Source organism: Limnohabitans sp. 2KL-51, assembly GCF_003063645.1.
Lineage (GTDB): Bacteria > Pseudomonadota > Gammaproteobacteria > Burkholderiales > Burkholderiaceae_C > Limnohabitans_A.
Window position 1 is genome coordinate 146923 of the sequence record NZ_NESJ01000001.1, and the last position, 20357, is coordinate 167279.

Sequence of the window (20357 nt, forward strand, 5' to 3'; positions counted from 1 at the left end):
TCGTCGCTACACTCCCCAACTCTTGCTTTTTTGACCTGCAACGGAACCGCGCCATGTCCCTGATCCCCACCACCATCCTGACCGGCTTTTTGGGCTCGGGCAAAACCACACTGCTCAAACGCGTGTTGACCGAGGCCCACGGCCAAAAGATCGCCGTGATCGAGAACGAGTTTGGTGAGGAAAACATCGACAGCGACATCCTGGTCTCGGACACTAACGAGCAGATCATCCAGATGAGCAACGGCTGCATTTGCTGCACCATCCGCGAAGACCTGCGCGTGACCTTGCAGCTGTTGGCCGCCAAGCGCCGCAAGGGTTTGCTGAACTTTGACCGCATCGTGATCGAGACCACGGGCCTGGCTGACCCCGGCCCGGTTGCGCAGACTTTTTTCATGGACGACGAGATCGCCGAGACTTATTTGCTCGACTCCATCCTGACCCTGGTGGACGCCAAGCACGCGGCTCAGCAATTGAACGACCGCCAAGAAGCCCGTCGCCAGGTCGGCTTTGCCGACCAGATTTTCATCAGCAAGGCTGACCTGGTTTCGCTGGAAGAACTGGATGCATTGCAGCACCGTCTGAAGCACATGAACCCGCGGGCCCCACAAAAAGTGGTGCATTTCGGTGAGGTGGCGCTGTCCGAGGTGTTCGACCTCAAGGGCTTCAATCTGAACGCCAAGCTCGACATCGACCCGGATTTCCTCAAAGAGGATGACCACGACCACAACCACGATCATGAGCACGGTGAGCATTGCGACCACCCGTCACACCAACATGAACATGCTGATGACCACGAACATGGTGAGCATTGCGACCACCCTTCGCACCAGCACGACGCGGCCCACGGTCAGGGGCACCACCATCACCACGATGACGATGTGAAGAGCTTCGTTTTCCGTTCTGACAAAGCGTTTGATCCGGCCAAATTGGAGGATTTCCTGGGGGCCATCGTCAACATTTACGGCCCGCGCATGCTGCGCTACAAAGGCGTGTTGAACATGCGAGGCACCGAGCGCAAAGTGATTTTTCAGGGCGTGCACCAGCTCATGGGCAGCGATTTGGGACCGATGTGGGCCGATGGCGAAGCCAAAATGAGCAAAATGGTGTTCATTGGCATCGATTTACCCAAGGACATCTTGTTGCAAGGACTGGAGCAATGTTTGGTCTGACGGGGCGCGCCATGGGAGGGTAGCTTGTCGTGCTTTTGTGGCGATCAGGTCTTTAATCCGTACCAAGACAAATTTTGACGCATCTAGTCGCTACAATCGCGCGCCGATGGCAACGCCTTTTGGCGAAGCTGGCGAACCCCAAAAGGTCTATAACAAGGGTTTGAAAAGCACATGAACAGGTTTCCGGTCGGCTGCGCAGGGACAGTCGGTCAGAACTCTGCCTTTTGACACGGCTAGGAGACAAGACGTGAAGACCTCGAAAAAAGCAAAGCCCCTTGGCAAATCCGTCGTGGCCAAAAAAGCCGCTGCCCCAGTAGCCAAGGCCAAAGTATTGATGGTCAAAGCAGCAGTTAAAACAGCTGCAAAGGTCAAAATAACCCCTGCAAAGGCCAAGGCAGCGCCTGCCAAGGCCAAAGTCTTGATTGCCAAAGCGGCAGGCAAAACAACTGCAAAGCCAAAGGCAGCGCCTGCAAAGGCCAAGTCAACTCCAAAACCGGCCGTGCCAGCCAAGCCAGCGGTGGCCAAAACCGCAGCGGTGACATCTGCTGCAGCCAAGGCCACTGGAAAAGCCAGTCCTAACCAATCGTCTGCTGTCACCAAGGCTGTTGCGACAGCCCAGACCCCCAAAGCGAAAAAAATGAGCGTTACCAAAGTGGAAACTGTCACCCCCCCCGTCGAATCAAAACCTGCCAACACCCCACCTGCACCCGAGCAATTTGTTCGCGCCGCTCGGCCATCTGCCCGTTTGGCCCAAATTACCGTGCCCTCTTTGCCGCCAGCGGTGGCATCCACGGCGGCCAAGTCCAGTTTCTTGCCCAGTGCTGCGCCTGCGGTCGTCCCTGTTCCTTTTGCGCCCGTCAAGAAAGACCCCAAACTGGCCAACAACTGGAAGACCAAAAAAGTAGATGAACTGACGGATGCTGAGATCCTCGCCATGTCAGACGATGAGTACATGAACGATAAACAGATGGCGTACTACCGCCTGAAGCTGACCCGACTCAAGCAAGATATTTTGACCAGTGCAGGTCAAACCACCGAGCACCTGCGAGAAGACACGGTGGTGGTGCCCGACCCGGCTGACCGAGCCACCATTGAGGAAGAGCACGCCTTGGAGCTGCGAACGCGCGACCGCGAGCGCAAGCTGCTCAAGAAAATTGAGCAATCCATACAACGCATCGATGCGGGCGATTACGGTTTTTGCGATGAAACCGGTGAGGCCATCGGTGTCGGCCGCTTGTTAGCCCGCCCCACGGCCACTTTGTCGCTGGAAGCTCAACAGAGGCGCGAACTCAAGCAAAAAATGTTCGGCGATTGAGCTCGCCCTGGCCTGTATCAAGAAAGAAACCCCTCTCTAGGGGTTTTTTTTATGGGTGCGCCGTCGAAGTTGGGTGGAATTTTGAATTTACTGTTTTTGAAATTTTTCGCTGTATTGTGACTTGAGGTATTACTTGCAATGTGACTTGTAAGTGTCTAATTATTAAAGAAAATACGCTTTTTACAAGATTTAAAGTGTGTGCTAAGCCTTTGATTTCATTGAAAAAAATCGATCTTGACCCATGGTCAGCACCTGATTTCCTGATACAGTGCAAAAAAGTGCAATTAAGTGGGAAATAGTGCCGCTGATGTACTTTTCTACACCAAAGGGTTTTCGCCGTGTTTCAAGGGGCTTCATCGCTGAGTCTGGATGCCAAGGGGCGGCTGTCTGTGCCGACCCGGCACCGTGACGTCTTGAGCGCCACGGCACAGGGCCAGCTCACCATCACCAAGCACCCACATGGTTGCTTGATGGTGTTCCCTCGCCCCGAGTGGGAGAAGTTCCGCGAACGCATTGCCCAGTTGCCCATGTCGGCCCAATGGTGGAAGCGGATTTTCTTGGGCAACGCCATGGACGTCGAGATGGACGGCACGGGGCGCGTGCTGATCTCGCCCGAATTGCGCCAAGCGGCTGGTATTTCCAAAGACACCATGCTGCTGGGTATGGGCAACCATTTCGAGCTCTGGGACAAAACCACTTACGACGCGCAAGAAGCGCAGGCCATGCAAGGCGAAATGCCTGACGTGTTCAAAGACTTTTCTTTCTGAACACCATGACCGACAACGTTTTGACCCACACCACCGTGCTTTTGAACGAAGCCGTGGACGAGTTGATCCAGGCCTCTGCTGGGGCCGATGGCGCGTATGTGGACGCCACTTTTGGCCGGGGAGGGCATTCACGCCTGATTCTTTCCCGTCTGTCGGCGCGCGGTCGATTGCTGGCTTTTGACAAGGACCTCGAAGCCATAGCAGAAGCAGGTCACATCGAGGATGCGCGCTTTTCGATTCGGCACGAGGGCTTTTCCCACCTTGCTGAACTGCCCGAAGGCAGTGTCGACGGTGTGCTGATGGACCTGGGCATCAGCTCTCCCCAGATCGACAGCCCCGAAAGGGGTTTTTCTTTTCGTTTTGACAGCCCGCTCGACATGCGCATGGACACCACGCGCGGACAGAGTGTGGCCGAATGGCTGGCCACGGCAGAGGTGGAACAAATCACGGAGGTGGTACGTGACTATGGCGAAGAACGGTTTGCTTTTCAGATTGCAAAGGCGCTTGTTGCTCGCCGACAGGAACGGGGTCCAATTTCAAGCACCTCCGATCTTGCCCAACTCGTGGCTGACACGGTCAAAACCCGCGAGCCGGGTCAGAACCCTGCAACGCGGACATTTCAGGCTTTTCGGATTTTCATCAATGCCGAACTTGAAGAGCTCGAACAGGCGCTAGAGGGCTGCTTGCGGGTGCTGGCGCCCGGTGGCCGTTTGGTGGTCATCAGTTTTCACTCGCTGGAAGACCGTATCGTCAAGCAGTTCATGGCCAGGCATTCCAAAGAGGTGGTGGACCGGCGTGTGCCCTTTGCCGAACCCGTCAAGATGCGACTCAAAACCCATGGCCGTGTGCGCCCCAGCGAGGGCGAAGTGCGTGGCAACCCGCGCTCGCGCAGCGCCATCATGCGCATGGCCGAGCGCACCGAGGTGCCCGCATGACCCGCGTGAGCCTGCTCTTGCTGGTGGCCACCGTGGTCAGCGCCCTGTGGTTGGTGCACAGCCACTACGAGTCTCGCCGCATTTTCATGGACATGGAGTCTGCACGCAAAGAGGCCAAGCGCATCGAAGTGGACTATGACCGGATGGAAATCGAGCGCCGCGCCCAGGCCACGCCTTTGCGGGTGGAACAAATTGCCCGTCAGCAATTGAACATGCGCACGGCGTCTCCTGCCATCACCCAGTACGTCAATGCCCAGGACGCAGCTGCGGGTAATGCGTCTGTCCCAGCAGCGGGGGGCGCTAAGTGAACCGCAGCCGCAGCGTTCAATTGACTTCCAGTCCTTTGCTGGCCAGCAAGACCCCGGTCTGGCGCAGTAAACTGATTGTGGCTGCGATGGCCTTGGGTTTTTTGGGCCTGGTGGGCCGAGCGGCTCATGTTCAGGTCATCGACAACGACTTTTTCCTGCGCCAAGGTGAGGTGCGTTTTGCCCGCAACCTGGAATTGCCCGCCAATCGCGGGCGCGTGCTCGACCGCAATGGTGTTTTGCTGGCGTCGAGCGTGCCGGCACCCAGCATTTGGGCCAATCCGGAAGAGCTGGAGCGTGACCCGGTCAAGCTGCGCCAATTGGCCCGCTTGCTCGAGATGACGCCTGCCGAACTCGAGCACAAGCTCAAGAACGAAGAAAAAACTTTTGTTTGGCTGCGCCGCCAGATGGACGAACCTGTGGTCAAGGAAATTCGTGCGTTGGGCATCAAAGGTGTTTACGACATCAAGGAGTACAAGCGTCTTTACCCCGAGGGTGAGGCGGCTGCGCACATCGTGGGTTTCACCAATGTGGAAGACCAAGGCCAAGAAGGCGTGGAACTTATTTTTCAGAAGCAGCTGGCCGGTCAGGCCGGTTCGCGCCGTGTGATCAAGGACCGGCTGGGTCGTGTGGTCGAAGCCGTGGGTGAAACTGTGCACCCGGTCGACGGCAAGGACTTGCAGCTGAGCATTGACAGCAAAGTCCAGTTTTACGCTTACCAGACCCTGCGCGACGCAGTCAAGGAGCACAAGGCCAAAGCAGGCAGCGTAGTGGTGCTGGATGCCCAGACTGGCGAAATTCTGGCACTGGCGAATTACCCCAGTTATTCCCCATCGCGGCGCGTCAACCTCAGCGGTGAGCAATTGCGCAACCGGGCCTTGACCGACAGTTTCGAGCCGGGCTCGACCATGAAACCCTTCACTGTGGCCTTGGCCCTGGAGAAAGGTCTGGTCAAGCCCGAGACGATGATCCAGACTGCTCCGGGACGCATCAACATCACAGGCTCGACCATCAGCGACGTGCACACCTACGGCATGCTCACCGTGAACGAGGTGATCCAGAAGTCAAGCAACGTGGGCACCGTGAAGATGGCCATGCAGCTGGAGCCCCGCGAGATGTGGGAGATGTTCACCGAGTTGGGTTTCGGGCAAAAACCCGCCTTGCCGTTTCCTGGCGTGGTCAGCGGTCGGTTGCGGCCTTACAAATCGTGGCGGCCTATAGAGCAAGCCACCATGAGCTATGGCTATGGCGTGTCGGGAAGTTTGTTTCAGATGGCACGGGCTTACACCGTGTTTGCGCGTGACGGCGAGATCGTGCCTGCCACCATGATGAAAGCCGAGCAACAGGTGCAAGGCACGCGTGTGATCAGCGTTGCCAACGCCAAAGCCATGCGCAATATGCTGCAAATGGCAGCAGGGCCCGGCGGCACCGGACAAAAAGCCCAAACCATCGGTTACTCGGTGGGCGGCAAGTCGGGCACGGCCCGCAAGCAAGAAGGCAAGGGATACGCCAGCAAAAAATACCGGGGCTTTTTCGTCGGCATTGCCCCTGTCGAGCAGCCTCGCATCGTGGTGGCTGTGATGATCGATGAACCCTCCAACGGGGTCTACTACGGTGGTGCCGTAGCTGCGCCCGTGTTCAGCCAGACGGTGCAGCAAACCTTGCGCCTGATGGGCGTTCAACCCGACATGGCGGTCAAGCCCCAGATCGTGGCCAAAGCGGTCGAGGAGTCGTTCTGATGCGCACCCTGCACAGCGCTCAGGAAGCGGCCCACTGGTTGCGCTCGCGCGTGACGGGCGAGTTGCGCACCGACAGCCGACTGGTGCAGGAGGGTGACGGTTTCATCGCCTGGCCGGGTGCAGCCACCGATGGGCGGCGTTACCTGGCACAAGCCTTGGCGCAAGGCGCCAGTGCTTGCTTGGTGGAAGAGGCCGGACACGCACCTTGGCTGGACGTTCTGCAGGACCCCGACCAAGAGAGCCTGGCCTGCATGCCCGACCTGAAGGTGCAAACCGCTTGGGTGGCTGACGCCTACTATGAGCACCCCAGCCAAGCCTTGCAGGTGCTGGCGGTCACCGGTACCAATGGCAAAACATCGACGGCCTGGTGGCTGGCGCAGGCGCTGTCTTCGCCCGTGCTGCAACAAGCCTGTGGGCTGGTGGGAACCCTCGGCGCAGGTCGCTTGCCTGACTTGGTCAGCACCGGCATGACCACACCCGACCCGGTGCTGCTGCAGCGCCAGTTCCAGCAGTTCGCGGAGGGCGGCGTGACGCACTGCGCCATCGAAGCATCCTCGATAGGTCTGGCCGAGCACCGCCTGGATGGCACACACATTCGCGTGGCCGTGTTCACCAATTTCACCCAAGACCACCTGGATTACCACGGGGATATGGCCCGCTACTGGTCAGCCAAAGCCGCCTTGTTTGCTTGGCCCGGTTTGCAAGCGGCCGTCATCAACATCGACGATGCCAAAGGTGCTTTGTTATCCAAGCAATTGCAAGACGGCCCGATCGAAGTCTGGACTTGCTCGCGTCGGGGTCCGGCCCGTCTGCAAGCCCGAGCTTTGCCCGGTGGCCAGGGTTTGGCCTTTGATGTGATCGAGGGCGGTACCGTTCAGACCCTTCATACCGGCTTGATTGGCGAGTACAACTTGGACAACCTGCTGGGCGTGATTGGCAGTTTGCGCGCCCTGGGTGTTGACTTGGTGCAAGCGGTGCAAGCCTGTGCCCAGCTGACGGCTGTACCCGGGCGCATGGAGCGCGTGACTTTTGACCTGCCTGATGCCAAGGCCAATCTGGCTTGCCCCTTGGTGATCGTGGACTACGCCCACACGCCCGACGCTATCACCCAGGCCTTGGTTGCGCTGCGTTCGCAGGCGACGCTGCGGGGTGGTCGCCTGTGGTGTGTGCTGGGCTGTGGTGGTGACCGCGATGCCAGCAAGCGCCCCTTGATGGCCGCAGCCGCTGAAGCTGGCGCAGACCAAGTGGTGCTGACCAGCGACAACCCTCGAAGCGAATCGCCTGAGGCCATTGTGGCCGCGATGGTCCAAGGTCTGAGCCGCCCGCAGTCAGTTCGCATTCAACTCGACCGTGCTTTGGCGATTGCCGATGCGGTGGCGCAATCAGCGGCACAAGACGTGGTGCTGGTGACGGGCAAAGGCCACGAAAGCGAGCAGGAGATCCTGGGCGTTCGCCACCCATTTTCGGATGTGGCCCAAGCCCAAACGGCTTTGCAACAACGCGCTTTGCAGCGGATGGGGGTTCACGCATGAACGTCCCTGAGTGCATGAAACTTGATTTGAATCTCGCCTTAGGCTGGTTGAGCCAGGCCCGTGGCGTGGATGTTCAAGGCGTGGTGGCCGACCGGGTGCACACCGACAGCCGCAGTCTGCAAGCGGGTGACCTGTTTGTGGCCTTGCGCGGTGAGCGTTTTGATGGGAACGACTTCATCGCCCAGGCCAAGGCGCAGGGCGCCGTGGCCGTGGTGTGCGAGGCCTCGGGTGAAGAGCTGGCGCTGACGCAAGGCTTGCCCGCGCTGGTAGTGCCCGATGCACGCATCGCTTTGGGTGAGCTGGCTGCAGGCTGGCGTGCGCAGTTCAGTTTGCCGCTGATCGCCGTGACCGGCAGCAACGGCAAAACCACGGTGACGCAAATGATCGCGTCCATCTTGCGTACCCATGCAGGGGATGACGCCTTGTCCACCCAGGGCAACCTGAACAACGACATTGGCGTGCCACTGACCCTGTTCAATTTGCGTGCCCATCACCGCATCGCCGTGGTCGAGTTGGGCATGAACCACTCGGGCGAGATCGCTTACCTGTCCCAGTTGGCGCGGCCCACAGTTGCCCTGGTCAACAACGCGCAGCGCGAGCACCAAGAATTCATGGGCACGGTCGAGGCAGTGGCGCACGAAAACGGCGCTGTGCTGCAGGCCTTGCCCCCTGAGGGTGTGGCGGTGTTTCCGGCCGACGAAGCATTTACGCCCGTGTGGCAAGGACTGTCAGGCCAGCGTGTGCAGCGGTGCTTTGCCATGACCTCGGCCCCCGACGCCCATGCCCTGGCCGAGGTGTTTGCGGCGGTCGTGGTCTGGCAGTCTGGCGCCTGGCAGTTCACCCTCAAAACGCCCGAGGGCACTGCACCCATTCGCCTGCACATTGCAGGGCGGCACAACGTTAAAAACGCCTTGGCCGCCACGGCCTGCGCACTGGCCGCTGGAGTGCCTTTAGCCGCTGTGGCACAGGGCTTGGTCGCCTTTGAGCCGGTCAACGGCCGCTCGCGTGCGATGGTGTTGCACACCGCCTCAGATGAGATCACCTTGGTCGACGACACCTACAACGCGAACCCCGATTCGGTCCGTGCCGTCATCGACGTGCTGGCCGAACTGCCTGCGCCGCGTTTGTTGGTGCTGGGCGACATGGGCGAGGTGGGCAACCAGGGCCCTGAATTTCATGCCGAGGTCGGCAGCTACGCGGCCGAGTGCGGCATCGAGGTGCTGTACACCCTGGGTGACCTGTGCGTGCACAGCGCGAAAGCATTCGGTTCGGCACGACATTTTGAAGACATGGACAGCCTGTTGGCCAGCGTCACAGCCCAAGTGGGCCAGTTCCGTAGCGTGGTTGTCAAAGGTTCGCGCTTCATGAAGATGGAGCGCGTGGTCCAGGCCTTGCAGTCAAACAGCACAGCCGACACGAAAAATCACAATAAAAAAGAGGAGCCCCATGCTGCTTAGCCTGGCCCAATGGCTGCAAACCTTGTCTCCAGAGTGGGGCTTTTTGCGTGTTTTCCAATACATCACGTTCCGCGCCGTGATGGCAGCGATGACCGCTTTGCTGATTGGTCTGGCCGCAGGTCCCTGGGTCATCCGCCGCCTGACTTCGCTCAAAATTGGTCAGCCGATTCGGGGCTACGGCATGGAATCGCATCTGTCTAAAAGCGGTACACCCACCATGGGCGGTGTGCTGATTTTGTTGTCGATCGCTATCGCCACTTTGTTGTGGTTTGACCTGTCCAACCGCTTTGTCTGGATCGTGCTCATCGTGACGCTGGGTTTTGGCGCCATTGGTTGGGTGGACGACTGGCGCAAAGTGGTCAACAAAGATCCTGAAGGCATGCGTTCGCGCGAAAAGTATTTCTGGCAATCGGTCGTTGGTTTGCTGGCTGCGCTTTATTTGGTGTTCAGCATTTCTGAGAGCTCCAATGCACGTGTGCTGGATCTGTTTGGCCAGTGGGTCATGTCTGGTTTTGATGTGAATTTGCCACCCAAGGCGGGTTTGCAGGTGCCCTTCTTCAAAGAGGTCAACTACCCGCTGGGCGTGCTGGGTTTTGTGGTCCTGACCTATCTGGTCATTGTGGGTTCCAGCAACGCGGTCAACTTGACCGATGGTCTGGACGGACTGGCCATCATGCCGGTGGTCATGGTGGGCTCGGCGTTGGGTGTGTTTGCCTACGTGACGGGCAGCGCGGTGTACTCCAAATACCTGTTTTTCCCGTACATCCCAGGCTCGGGCGAGTTGCTGATTTTTTGCGCGGCCATGGCCGGGTCTGGCTTGGCCTTTTTGTGGTTCAACACACACCCGGCACAAGTCTTCATGGGTGACGTGGGTGCGCTGGCATTGGGTGCGGCGCTGGGCACCATTGCAGTCATTGTGCGCGCAGAGATCGTGCTGGCCATCATGGGCGGCATTTTCGTGGTCGAAGCCCTGTCGGTGATGGCGCAGGTCACGTACTTCAGGTACACCAAGAAAAAATATGGTGAAGGCCGCCGTATTTTGAAGATGGCCCCTTTGCATCACCATTTTGAAAAAAGCGGCTGGAAAGAAACGCAGGTTGTGGTGCGTTTCTGGATCATCACCATGCTGCTTTGCCTGGTCGGCTTGTCGACCCTGAAGCTCAGGTAAGACATGCAGCTACAAGGCCAACACGTTCTGATTCTCGGTTTGGGTGCATCGGGCTTGGCCATGGCCCGTTGGTGCGCGCAGGCCGGGGCCGACGTGACCGTGGCCGACACGCGTGACACGCCGCCTCAGTTGGTCGCTTTGCAGGCAGAGTGGCCTAGCGTGCATTTTGTGGCAGGGCCTTTTGTGGCCAGACTGGTGGAAGGCACGTCGGTGCGTGCCGTGTTCCGCAGCCCGGGCCTGGCCCCTGAAACGGTCGCGCCGGTGGTGGATGCGGCCCACGCCATGGGCTTGTGGCAAGGGGGCGAGCTGAGCCTGTTTGCAGCGGGTTTGCAAGAGTTGAAAACACACTTTGGCTACGCGCCACAGGTGCTGGCGATCACCGGAACCAACGGCAAGACCACGGTGACATCGCTCACTGGACAGTTGGTAGCGCGTGCAGGAAAAACCGTGAAAGTGGCTGGCAACATTGGTCCCACCTTGCTGGACACTCTGACCGAAGCGAAGGCGCAAGCGCAATTGCAGGTCGAACAAGAGGCTGCTGAACGTGCCGCCGCTGAGCTTGAAAACCAAAATCTGGTCAGTGAGCCGCCATCGGTAACAACTTCCCAAGAAACGGTCGCCCCAGCGCAATCACAGGATGAACCCGCAAGCGAGACGGCCGATACAGACGAGACGCTGGACAGCCTGGAGGCCGATGCTGAACTGACGCTGCCCGTTCCTCCTGCCTTGCAACACCCCATGGCCCGAGCGCTGCCCCAAGTGTGGGTTCTGGAGCTGTCGAGCTTCCAGCTCGACAGCAGCGAGGGTTTTGAACCCACAGCGGCAACAGTGCTCAACATCTCGCAAGACCACCTGGACTGGCACGGCAGCATGGCCGCCTACGCCGCAGCCAAAGCCCGTATTTTTGGTGATCAGGCCCTGATGGTGCTTAACCGCGAAGACCCGAAGGTCATGGCCATGCGGCCCGAACCAGTGCGCGTGAAGTTGCAAAAACCTGTTGAGCGTGTTTGCGTGCAGTTTGGTGGTGACATGCCCCAACGCCCAGGGGACTTCGGCATTGAAGTGACGCACGGCATGACCTGGTTGGTGCGCGCCATGGAGGCCGATGAAACCCGCCGCCGCCGCAAGGACGCTGAAGAAGAGCTGCACATTCAGCGCTTGATGCCCGCCGATGCTTTGCGCATCCGGGGTCGGCACAACGCGGTCAATGCACTTGCCGCTTTGGCGCTGGCCAGCAGTGCAGGTTGCGCCTTGGGCCCCATGCTCTATGGCCTGCGCGAATACCGGGGTGAGCCGCACCGTGTCGAGCCGGTGGCCATCGTGCATGAAGTGGAATTTTTTGACGACAGCAAGGGCACCAACGTGGGCGCCACCGTGGCCGCCTTGCAAGGCTTGGGTGTGGACCGCCGCGTGGTGGTCATTTTGGGTGGCGAAGGCAAGGGCCAAGACTTCACGCCCTTGGCCGAACCCGTCAAGCGCTTTGCCCGGGGCGTGGTCTTGATTGGCCGCGACGCCCCCGTCATCCGAGAAGCACTGCAAGGCACGGATGTGGCCATGCACGACGCCACCGACATGCATGATGCCGTCGAACAAGCTGCAGCCATGGCCCGCAGCGGAGATGCGGTCTTGATGTCGCCCGCTTGCGCGAGCTTCGACATGTTTGACAACTACGGCCACCGTGCAGAAGTTTTTTGCCAGGCTGTGGCCCGCGTGGCCGAAGCGGCGGGTGTGGCCATGGAGGGTGGGCAGTGAGCGAAGCCATCACATTCCCGCAACGACTGCAGCAGTCCGCAGCGGGCCTGCTCCACCGCATGACTGGCGGGCTCGTCGGTGGTCCATGGTCTGGTTCACAGGGCTTGCCGGTCAACTTGGGTGACTACGGCATGACCGGTCGTGTCAATGGTCGCCCGGCCCGCATACAAAGCGTGGACCAGGCTTTGGTTTGGGTGGCGGTGGCTTTGCTGCTGTGGGGCATGGTGATGGTGTATTCGGCCTCGATTGCGATGCCGGACAACCCGCGTTTTTCTCGCTATAGCCATACCCATTTTCTTTTGCGCCATGTGATTTCCATGGTGGTGGGCTGCATCATGGCCTTGCTGGCTTTTCAGGTCCGCATGGAGACTTGGGAAAAAGCGGCTCGCCCCTTGTTCGTGTTCTCACTGGTGTTGCTGGCAGTGGTGTTGATTCCATTCATCGGCAAAGGTGTGAATGGTGCACGCCGCTGGATTTCGTTGGGGGTCATGACTTTTCAGCCATCCGAGTTGGCCAAACTGGCCACCATCATCTATGCCGCAGATTACATGGTGCGCAAGATGGACGTAAAGGAAAAATTCTTCAAAGCCGTGCTGCCCATGGGCGCGGCCATTGGATTGGCGGGGGTGTTCTTGCTGGCCGAGCCGGACATGGGGGCGTTCATGGTGATCGCCACCATCGCCATGGGCATTTTGTTTTTGGGGGGGGTGAATGCCCGCATGTTCTTTCTGATCCTGGGGATTTTGATCCTGGCTTTCGTGGTCATGATCGCCGAGTCCCCTTGGCGCAGAGAGAGGATTTTTGCCTACCTTGACCCCTTCAGCGCCCAGCATGCTCTGGGCAAGGGCTACCAGTTGACGCACTCGCTGATTGCCATTGGCCGGGGCGAAGTCTGGGGGGTCGGCCTGGGCGGCAGTGTAGAAAAATTGCACTGGTTGCCCGAAGCGCACACCGACTTTTTGTTGGCCGTGATTGGTGAGGAATTTGGCCTGGTGGGCTTAACCCTGGTGATCTGCCTGTTCCTTTGGCTCAGCCGCCGCATCATGGTCATTGGGCGTCAAGCCATTGCGTTGGAAAAAGTCTTTTCCGGTTTGGTCGCCCAAGGCGTGGGCATCTGGATTGGTTTTCAGGCCTTCATCAATATGGGCGTGAACCTGGGGGCCTTGCCCACCAAGGGCCTGACCTTGCCGCTGATGAGTTACGGCGGCTCGGCCATCTTGATGAACCTGATCGCGATCGCGATCGTGCTGCGCATCGATGCAGAAAACAAACAAATGATGCGGGGAGGGCGGCCATGACGGACACGCGCAAAACCGCCTTGGTGATGGCGGGCGGCACAGGCGGGCACATTTTCCCGGGCTTGGCCGTGGCCGAAGCCTTGCGCGAAGCCGGTTGGCGCGTGCATTGGTTGGGCGCACCAGACAGCATGGAAAGCCAGTTGGTGCCGCCGCGCGGTTTCGCCTTCGAGCCAGTGGCTTTTGGCGGTGTGCGCGGCAAGGGCATTCAAACCCTGGCCTTGTTGCCGCTGCGCTTGCTGCGCGCTTTTTGGCAAAGTCTGCAAGTGGTGCGCCGCGTCAAGCCGGATGTGGTGCTGGGTCTGGGCGGCTACATCACTTTCCCGGGCGGCATGATGGCCAGCCTGTGGAGCAAACCTTTGGTGCTGCACGAGCAAAACTCGGTGGCGGGCCTGGCCAACAAGGTGCTGGCGCAATTGGCCGACCGTGTGTTCACCGCTTTCCCCGAGGTCTTCAAGACTGGGCAGTGGGTGGGCAATCCCTTGCGCCGCGCCTTCATCGAACAGGCAACGCCCGCTGAACGCTTTGCCGGACGCAGTGGTCCCTTGCGTGTGTTGGTGGTGGGTGGCAGCCTGGGTGCTAAGGCATTGAACGACATCGTGCCGCAAGCTTTGGCCTTGATGCCAGAGGCCACACGTCCGCAGGTCATTCACCAAAGCGGGGCCAAACAAATCGACGCACTGCGTGCCAATTACGCGAATGCTGGCGTACAGGCCGAATTGACACCGTTCATTGACGACACAGCCATCGCATTCGCACAGGCCGATCTGGTGATCTGCCGCGCAGGTGCCAGCACCGTGACCGAACTGGCGGCGGTGGGCGTGGCCGGCATGTTCGTGCCCTTCCCGTTTGCCGTGGACGACCACCAAACCACCAATGCGCAGTTCTTGGTGGCGTCCGGTGGCGGCTGGTTGGTGCCCCAAGCTGAGTTGACGGCGCAGAGCCTGGCCGAGCGCTTGACGGCCTTGAGCCGAGACACATTGCTGGACGTGGCACAAAAAGCCCACGCACAGAAAAAAATAAATGCTACCAGGGAGGTTGTGATGGCCTGTGAGGAGTTGGCGGCATGAAACACGCCATCCGAAAAATTCATTTCATCGGCGTGGGCGGCTCGGGCATGAGCGGCATTGCCGAAGTCTTGCTTAATCTGGGTTACCAAATCTCTGGCTCCGACTTGTCCGACAGCGCCACGCTGCAGCGCTTGGCGGGTTTGGGCATCCAGACGCATGTGGGCCACAGCGCTGAAAACGTCAAAGACGCCGATGCCGTGGTCACATCGACAGCGGTGAAAGCCGATAACCCCGAGGTGCTGGCTGCGCGGGCGCGCCACATTCCCATCGTGCCACGGGCTGTCATGCTGGCCGAACTGATGCGCATGAAGCAGGGCTTGGCCATTGCGGGCACTCACGGAAAAACCACCACCACCAGCCTGGTGGCCAGCGTATTGGCCGAGGCTGGGCTGGACCCGACCTTCGTGATTGGTGGCCGCTTGAACAGTGCCGGCGCCAATGCCAAGCTGGGCACGGGCGACTACATCGTGGTTGAGGCCGATGAGTCTGATGCTTCTTTCTTGAACTTGCTGCCCGTGATGGCGGTGGTGACCAACATCGATGCCGACCACATGGAAACCTATGGCCACGACCTGGCCAAGCTCAAGGCAGCCTTTGTCGAGTTCTTGCACCGCATGCCTTTTTACGGCACGGCCATTGTGTGCTCGGACGATCCTGGCGTGCAGTCCATCGTGGACAACATCGCTCGCCCCGTGACCACTTATGGCCTGAACGAAGGGGCCCAAGTGCGTGCGGTGAATGTACAGGCCCAAAAAGGTCAGATGCACTTCACAGTGCAAAGGCGCAACGGCGTGACCTTGCCCGACCTGCCCATCGTGCTGAATTTGCCCGGCGTGCACAACGTACTCAATGCCCTGGCTGCCATTTCCGTGGCCGTCGAATTGGGTGTCGACGATGGCGCGGTACAACGTGCATTGGCTCAGTTCAAGGGCGTAGGCCGTCGTTTTCAGCGTTATGGCGATGTGGTCACATCCGACGGCCAAGGGTGCTTTACCGTCATCGACGATTACGGGCATCACCCGGTCGAAATGGCGGCCACGCTGGCGGCTGCCCGAGGGGCTTTTCCCGGTCGCCGTTTGGTGCTGGCTTTTCAGCCGCACCGTTACAGCCGCACGCGGGACTGTTTTGAAGATTTCGTCAAGGTCATTGGCCAAGGCTGCGACAGCGTGTTGTTGTCTGAGGTGTACGCCGCAGGCGAGGCGCCCATCGTTGCCGCCGACGGCCGTTCGCTGGCCCGGGCGCTGCGTGTCGCGGGCAAGGTCGAGCCCGTGTTTGTCGACCAGATTGCCGACATGCCCCAGGCCGTGATGAACAACGCCCGCGACGGCGATGTGCTCATTTGCATGGGGGCAGGCTCCATTGGTGCAACTCCGGCGCAGGTGGTGGCCTTGGGCGGCCACGTCAAAGATGCGGTCAAAGAGGTGCTCGCATGACACAGAACGTCAAGCGAATGAACATGGGCAAAGTGGCCGTTCTGATGGGCGGACGCTCGGCCGAGCGCGAAGTCTCCCTCATGTCGGGCCAGGGCGTGCTGAAGGCCTTGAAGGCTTCAGGGGTGGATGCCCACGCTTTTGACCCGGCTGAGCGCGAGCTGAGCGAACTCAAAAAAGAGGGCTTCCAGCGCTGCTTCATCGCTTTGCATGGCCGCTTTGGCGAGGATGGCACGGTGCAAGGCGCATTAGAGTTGATGGGCATTCCCTACACCGGATCGGGTGTGATGGCGTCGAGCATCGCCATGGACAAGGTCATGACCAAGCGAGTCTGGCAGGCCGAAGGTTTGCCAGTGCCACGCCATGTGTTGGTGCACCCCGCGGAAATCGACAGCTTGTCGGCCAATGACCTCATCCAGACTTTGGGACTGCCGCTGATCGTCAAACCCGCACGCGAAGGCTCTTCCATTGGCGTGAGCAAGGTGCAGCGGGCCGAAGATCTGCACTCAGCTTTGCGCGCAGCGGCCGTATGCGACCACGACATCCTGTGCGAGCAGTGCATCGTGGGTGACGAAGTCACCTGCCCCGTGCTGGGTGCAGGCGACGAGGCCCGCGCCTTGCCTGTGATTCTCATCGTGGCTCCTGAGGGCAATTACGACTACCAAAACAAGTACTTCACCGAAGACACGCAATACCTGGTGCCCTGCGGTTTGCCTGTCCAAGAAGAAGCCGCCATCCAGGCTTTGGTGCGCCGTGCTTACCAAGCCCTCGGCTGCAGGGGTTGGGGCCGCATCGACGTGATGATCGATGGTGCCACGCGTCAGCCCTATTTGCTGGAAATCAACACCTCGCCCGGCATGACCGGGCATTCGTTGGTGCCCATGTCGGCAACGGCTGATGGTATGCCCTACGAGGCGCTGTGCTGCCATTTGCTGGCCTCTGCTGCATTGGACTATGAGGGAACTGTTGCATGAAAAACTCCATGCCCTTGCCTGCTGATGTCCGGCTCATGAACCTGGCCACAGCTTTGCTGGTGACTGCTTTTGTGCTGCTGACATTGGGCGGATGGGCATGGTGGCTCATTCGCCACCCGAGTTTTGCCTTGCAGGCCATCACCGTGCAAGGCGAGGTGAACCGCAACAATGCGTTTGCCTTCCGCACGCAAGTTCTGCCCAAGCTGGAGGGTAATTTTTTCACCATCGATCTGGCCAAGGCGCGGTTGGCATTTGAGGCGGTGCCCTGGGTAAGGGTTGCGGTGGTGCACCGCGATTACCCCAACCGTTTGCGGGCGGTCTTGTTGGAGCACAGGCCCATGGCGCACTGGGGCAATGAGGATGCAGGCACTTTGATCAACGAACAAGGCCAGGTGTTTGAAGCCACTTTGGACGATGCTGATGCTGAACGTCTGCCGCGAATGAAGGGACCTGCGTCCGAGTCACAGACCGTGGCCGGTATGTACATGGCTTTGAGCCCGCGCTTTCAGGCGAAGGACTTGGAGATCGACCTGCTGGAGCTGACGCCCCGTGGCAGCTGGCGGGTTCAAACCAAGCAGGGTGCTCAGATTGAGCTGGGCCGTGGGAGCCGCACTGAAATATTGCAAAGGCTGGACGTGTTTTTGACAACGTTGAAGCAGGTGACCGCTCGCTATGGGCGAGGTGCTTCAGCTGTGGCCAGTGCCGATCTACGGCACAAGGATGCTTATGCATTGCGCTTGCACGGTGTGAGTACGGTGGATGCGGACAGCAACAAAAAGCCTTGAGCGATCAAGGCGCAGGAATCAAACGGAAACGGTGGTAAACATGGCAAAAGAGTACAAAGATTTGGTTGTTGGCCTGGACATAGGAACGTCCAAAGTCATGGCCGTAGTGGCCGAGGTGATGGCCGACGGTCAGCTCAAGATTGCCGGGCTGGGCATCGCGCCAGGCAATGGGCTCAAGCGTGGCGTGGTGGTCAACATCGACGCCACAGTGCAAAGCATCCAGCAAGCACTCAAAGAGGCTGAACTGATGGCCGACTGCAAGATCACCCGTGTGAACGTGGGCATCACGGGCAGTCACATTCGGGGCATCAACTCCAGTGGCATGGTGGCCATCAAGGACAAAGAAGTCACCCAAGCCGATCTGGCCCGCGTGATGGAGACGGCGCGTGCCATCAACATCTCTAGTGACCAGCGGCTGCTGCTGGTGGCCCCTCAGGAATTCGTGATCGACAGCCAGGAAGTCAAGGAGCCCATCGGCATGAGCGGCATGCGCCTAGAGGCCAAAGTGCACATCGTCACGGGTGCACAAAGTGCGGCAGAAAACATCATCAAATGCGTGCGCCGCTGCGGGCTTGAAGTTGACCAACTGCTGCTCAACCCCCAGTCATCGAGCCTGGCCGTGTTATCAGAAGACGAACGAGAACTGGGGGTGGTGTGTGTGGACATCGGTGCGGGTACGACGGATGTGGCCATATTTTCCAACGGTTCGATTCGCCACACCGCCGTCATCCCAATTGCGGGTGACCTGATCACCAGCGACATTGCCATGGCCTTGCGCACGCCCACCAAGGATGCTGAAGACATCAAGGTTGAAAGCGGCAACGCCAAACAGCTGCTGGCCGACCCGGACGCGCAGGTGGAAGTGCCGGGTCTGGGCGACCGGGGACCGCGACTGCTCAGTCGCCAGGCACTGGCTGGCGTTATCGAGCCGCGCATCGAAGAAATTTTCTCACTGGTGCACCAGGTCATCCGCGAGTCTGGTTATGAAGAAGTGTTGTCCTCTGGCATCGTGCTCACAGGCGGCAGCGCGGTGATGCCAGGCATGATCGAATTGGGCGAGGACATCTTCCTCAAACCGGTGCGCCGGGGCTTGCCCAAGTATTCCGGCGGGCTGGCCGACATGGTCAGCCAGCCACGTGCAGCGACCGTGATGGGTCTGCTGGAAGAGGCCCGCTTGGCACGTTTGCGCGGCTACAAGGTGACCCAAAAGAAGAGTTCGGTGAACAACGCTTTTGGCCGATTCAAAGACTTCATTGTGGGGAACTTCTGATGAACTGGACCCAAATTTATCAGGCCAGAAGCAGTCCTCCCTTGTCAAGGCCGCTGCGATGTTGACAACACTTTGAAACGAAACAAGAAATTCAGAAAACTTTCAGGCAACTGCAAACCCTTTAGGAGAAGTACCATGACCATCGAAATGATCCAGACAGAAGAATTCAACCAAGGCACACAGATCAAAGTGATCGGGGTGGGCGGCGGCGGCGGCAATGCCGTCGAGCACATGATCGAGCGCCAAGTGCAAGGCGTGGAGTTCATCTGTGCCAACACCGACGCACAAGCCCTGGCCCGCAGCGCGGCGCACCGATTTGTACAACTGGGCCAAACGGGTTTGGGCGCTGGCAGCAGGCCCGACAAGGGCCGTGAAGCCGCTGAAAATGCCGAGGCCGAGATCCGTTCGGCCATTGAAGGGGCACACATGTTGTTCATCACCGCCGGCATGGGTGGTGGCACTGGCACAGGTGCTGCGCCTGTGATTGCCCGCATTGCCAAAGACATGGGCATTCTTACCGTGGGCGTGGTCACCAAGCCTTTCGATTTTGAAGGCAAGCGCCGCATGGACAACGCTGACGAAGGCATGAAGGAACTCGAAGCCAGTGTGGACTCGCTGATCGTGGTCCTCAACGAAAAGCTGTTGGAATTGCCTGGTGGTGAAGACATGACGCAAGACGAGGCTTTCTCGCACGCCAATGATGTGCTGAAAAACGCCGTGGGCGGCATTGCCGAAATCATCAACGTGCCCGGCCATGTGAACGTCGACTTTGAGGACGTGCGCACTGTGATGGGCGAGCCTGGCAAAGCCATGATGGGCACAGCCGCTGCCAGCGGCCCGGACCGGGCACGCATTGCGGCCGAACAAGCCGTGGCATGCCCTCTGCTCGAAGGCGTGGACCTCAAGGGCGCTCGCGGCGTGTTGGTGTTGATCAGTGCCGCCAAGGGTTCATTGAAACTGTCCGAATCCAAGCAAGCCATGAACACCATTCGCGACTGTGCTTCAGAGGATGCGCACGTCATTTATGGCACCGCTTACGACGAGAGCCTGGGCGACCAGATCCGTGTGACTGTGGTGGCCACAGGCTTGGCCAAGGCCGGTTCTCGCCGCTTGTCGCCTCCTTTGCAAGTGTTGCGCACCGGGACCGACAACGCCTTCATCATGAACGGTCAAGATGCCGTCGCACCGTCGCTCAACACAGCATCACCAGCGGCGGCCAATGGCGTGAACATTCCGGCTTACTGGCGCAACAACCGCACCCATGCTGCTACGCGTGTGGACGGCATGTCGGCCGCAGGCATGGACGACATCGAGATCCCGGCCTTCCTGCGCAAGCAAGCAGACTGATCCATTCGCTTTGCGGACGATGTGGACAAGGGCCAGACCGGCACCAG

17 protein-coding genes are annotated in these 20357 nt (G+C 59.4%); all 17 read left to right on the forward strand.

The window, feature by feature from the left end:
- Nucleotides 1–53 precede the first annotated feature (53 nt).
- Nucleotides 54–1169, forward strand: a complete 1116-nt coding sequence (locus B9Z49_RS00690; RefSeq protein WP_108351517.1) for a GTP-binding protein — start codon at nt 54–56, stop codon at nt 1167–1169.
- A gap of 247 nt (nt 1170–1416) precedes the next feature.
- Complete coding sequence (gene dksA, locus B9Z49_RS00695; RefSeq protein ID WP_369913206.1) at nt 1417–2484, forward strand: RNA polymerase-binding protein DksA; 1068 nt, start codon at nt 1417–1419, stop codon at nt 2482–2484.
- A 338-nt stretch (nt 2485–2822) separates the two neighbouring features.
- On the forward strand, nt 2823–3251 hold the full coding sequence (gene mraZ, locus B9Z49_RS00700) for a division/cell wall cluster transcriptional repressor MraZ (protein WP_108351518.1): 429 nt from the start codon (nt 2823–2825) through the stop codon (nt 3249–3251).
- Between the two features lie 5 nt (nt 3252–3256).
- A complete protein-coding gene (rsmH, locus tag B9Z49_RS00705; protein ID WP_108351519.1) occupies nt 3257–4186 on the forward strand; it encodes a 16S rRNA (cytosine(1402)-N(4))-methyltransferase RsmH in 930 nt (309 codons plus the stop codon).
- Nucleotides 4183–4494: a cell division protein FtsL gene (ftsL, locus tag B9Z49_RS00710; RefSeq protein WP_108351520.1), complete on the forward strand. Its 312-nt coding sequence runs from the start codon at nt 4183–4185 to the stop codon at nt 4492–4494. Before rsmH ends, ftsL begins: the two co-directional genes overlap by 4 nt.
- A complete protein-coding gene (locus B9Z49_RS00715; protein WP_108351521.1) occupies nt 4491–6230 on the forward strand; it encodes a penicillin-binding protein 2 in 1740 nt (579 codons plus the stop codon). The genes ftsL and B9Z49_RS00715 overlap by 4 nt, the downstream gene beginning before the upstream one ends.
- Complete coding sequence (locus B9Z49_RS00720) at nt 6230–7762, forward strand: UDP-N-acetylmuramoyl-L-alanyl-D-glutamate--2,6-diaminopimelate ligase (RefSeq protein WP_108351522.1); 1533 nt, start codon at nt 6230–6232, stop codon at nt 7760–7762. The genes B9Z49_RS00715 and B9Z49_RS00720 overlap by 1 nt, the downstream gene beginning before the upstream one ends.
- Before the next feature lie 14 nt (nt 7763–7776).
- Nucleotides 7777–9219, forward strand: a complete 1443-nt coding sequence (gene murF / locus B9Z49_RS00725; protein ID WP_108351694.1) for a UDP-N-acetylmuramoyl-tripeptide--D-alanyl-D-alanine ligase — start codon at nt 7777–7779, stop codon at nt 9217–9219.
- Complete coding sequence (mraY, locus tag B9Z49_RS00730; RefSeq protein ID WP_108351523.1) at nt 9209–10387, forward strand: phospho-N-acetylmuramoyl-pentapeptide-transferase; 1179 nt, start codon at nt 9209–9211, stop codon at nt 10385–10387. Before murF ends, mraY begins: the two co-directional genes overlap by 11 nt.
- Nucleotides 10388–10390: 3 nt before the next feature.
- Nucleotides 10391–12139: a UDP-N-acetylmuramoyl-L-alanine--D-glutamate ligase gene (murD, locus tag B9Z49_RS00735; RefSeq protein ID WP_108351524.1), complete on the forward strand. Its 1749-nt coding sequence runs from the start codon at nt 10391–10393 to the stop codon at nt 12137–12139.
- 59 nt (nt 12140–12198) lie between these two features.
- A complete protein-coding gene (gene ftsW, locus B9Z49_RS00740) occupies nt 12199–13437 on the forward strand; it encodes a putative lipid II flippase FtsW (RefSeq protein WP_108351695.1) in 1239 nt (412 codons plus the stop codon).
- The gene (gene murG / locus B9Z49_RS00745) at nt 13434–14504 is read left to right on the forward strand and encodes an undecaprenyldiphospho-muramoylpentapeptide beta-N-acetylglucosaminyltransferase (RefSeq protein ID WP_108351525.1); all 1071 of its coding nucleotides are present in this window, start codon (nt 13434–13436) and stop codon (nt 14502–14504) included. Before ftsW ends, murG begins: the two co-directional genes overlap by 4 nt.
- The gene (gene murC, locus B9Z49_RS00750) at nt 14501–15937 is read left to right on the forward strand and encodes a UDP-N-acetylmuramate--L-alanine ligase (RefSeq protein ID WP_108351526.1); all 1437 of its coding nucleotides are present in this window, start codon (nt 14501–14503) and stop codon (nt 15935–15937) included. The genes murG and murC overlap by 4 nt, the downstream gene beginning before the upstream one ends.
- Nucleotides 15934–16908, forward strand: coding sequence for a D-alanine--D-alanine ligase (locus B9Z49_RS00755; RefSeq protein ID WP_108351527.1), 975 nt, complete (start codon nt 15934–15936; stop codon nt 16906–16908). Before murC ends, B9Z49_RS00755 begins: the two co-directional genes overlap by 4 nt.
- The gene (locus B9Z49_RS00760; RefSeq protein ID WP_108351528.1) at nt 16905–17693 is read left to right on the forward strand and encodes a cell division protein FtsQ/DivIB; all 789 of its coding nucleotides are present in this window, start codon (nt 16905–16907) and stop codon (nt 17691–17693) included. The genes B9Z49_RS00755 and B9Z49_RS00760 overlap by 4 nt, the downstream gene beginning before the upstream one ends.
- A 40-nt stretch (nt 17694–17733) precedes the next feature.
- Nucleotides 17734–18963: a cell division protein FtsA gene (gene ftsA, locus B9Z49_RS00765; protein ID WP_108351696.1), complete on the forward strand. Its 1230-nt coding sequence runs from the start codon at nt 17734–17736 to the stop codon at nt 18961–18963.
- A gap of 135 nt (nt 18964–19098) precedes the next feature.
- Nucleotides 19099–20310, forward strand: a complete 1212-nt coding sequence (ftsZ, locus tag B9Z49_RS00770; RefSeq protein ID WP_108351529.1) for a cell division protein FtsZ — start codon at nt 19099–19101, stop codon at nt 20308–20310.
- Nucleotides 20311–20357 lie beyond the last annotated feature (47 nt).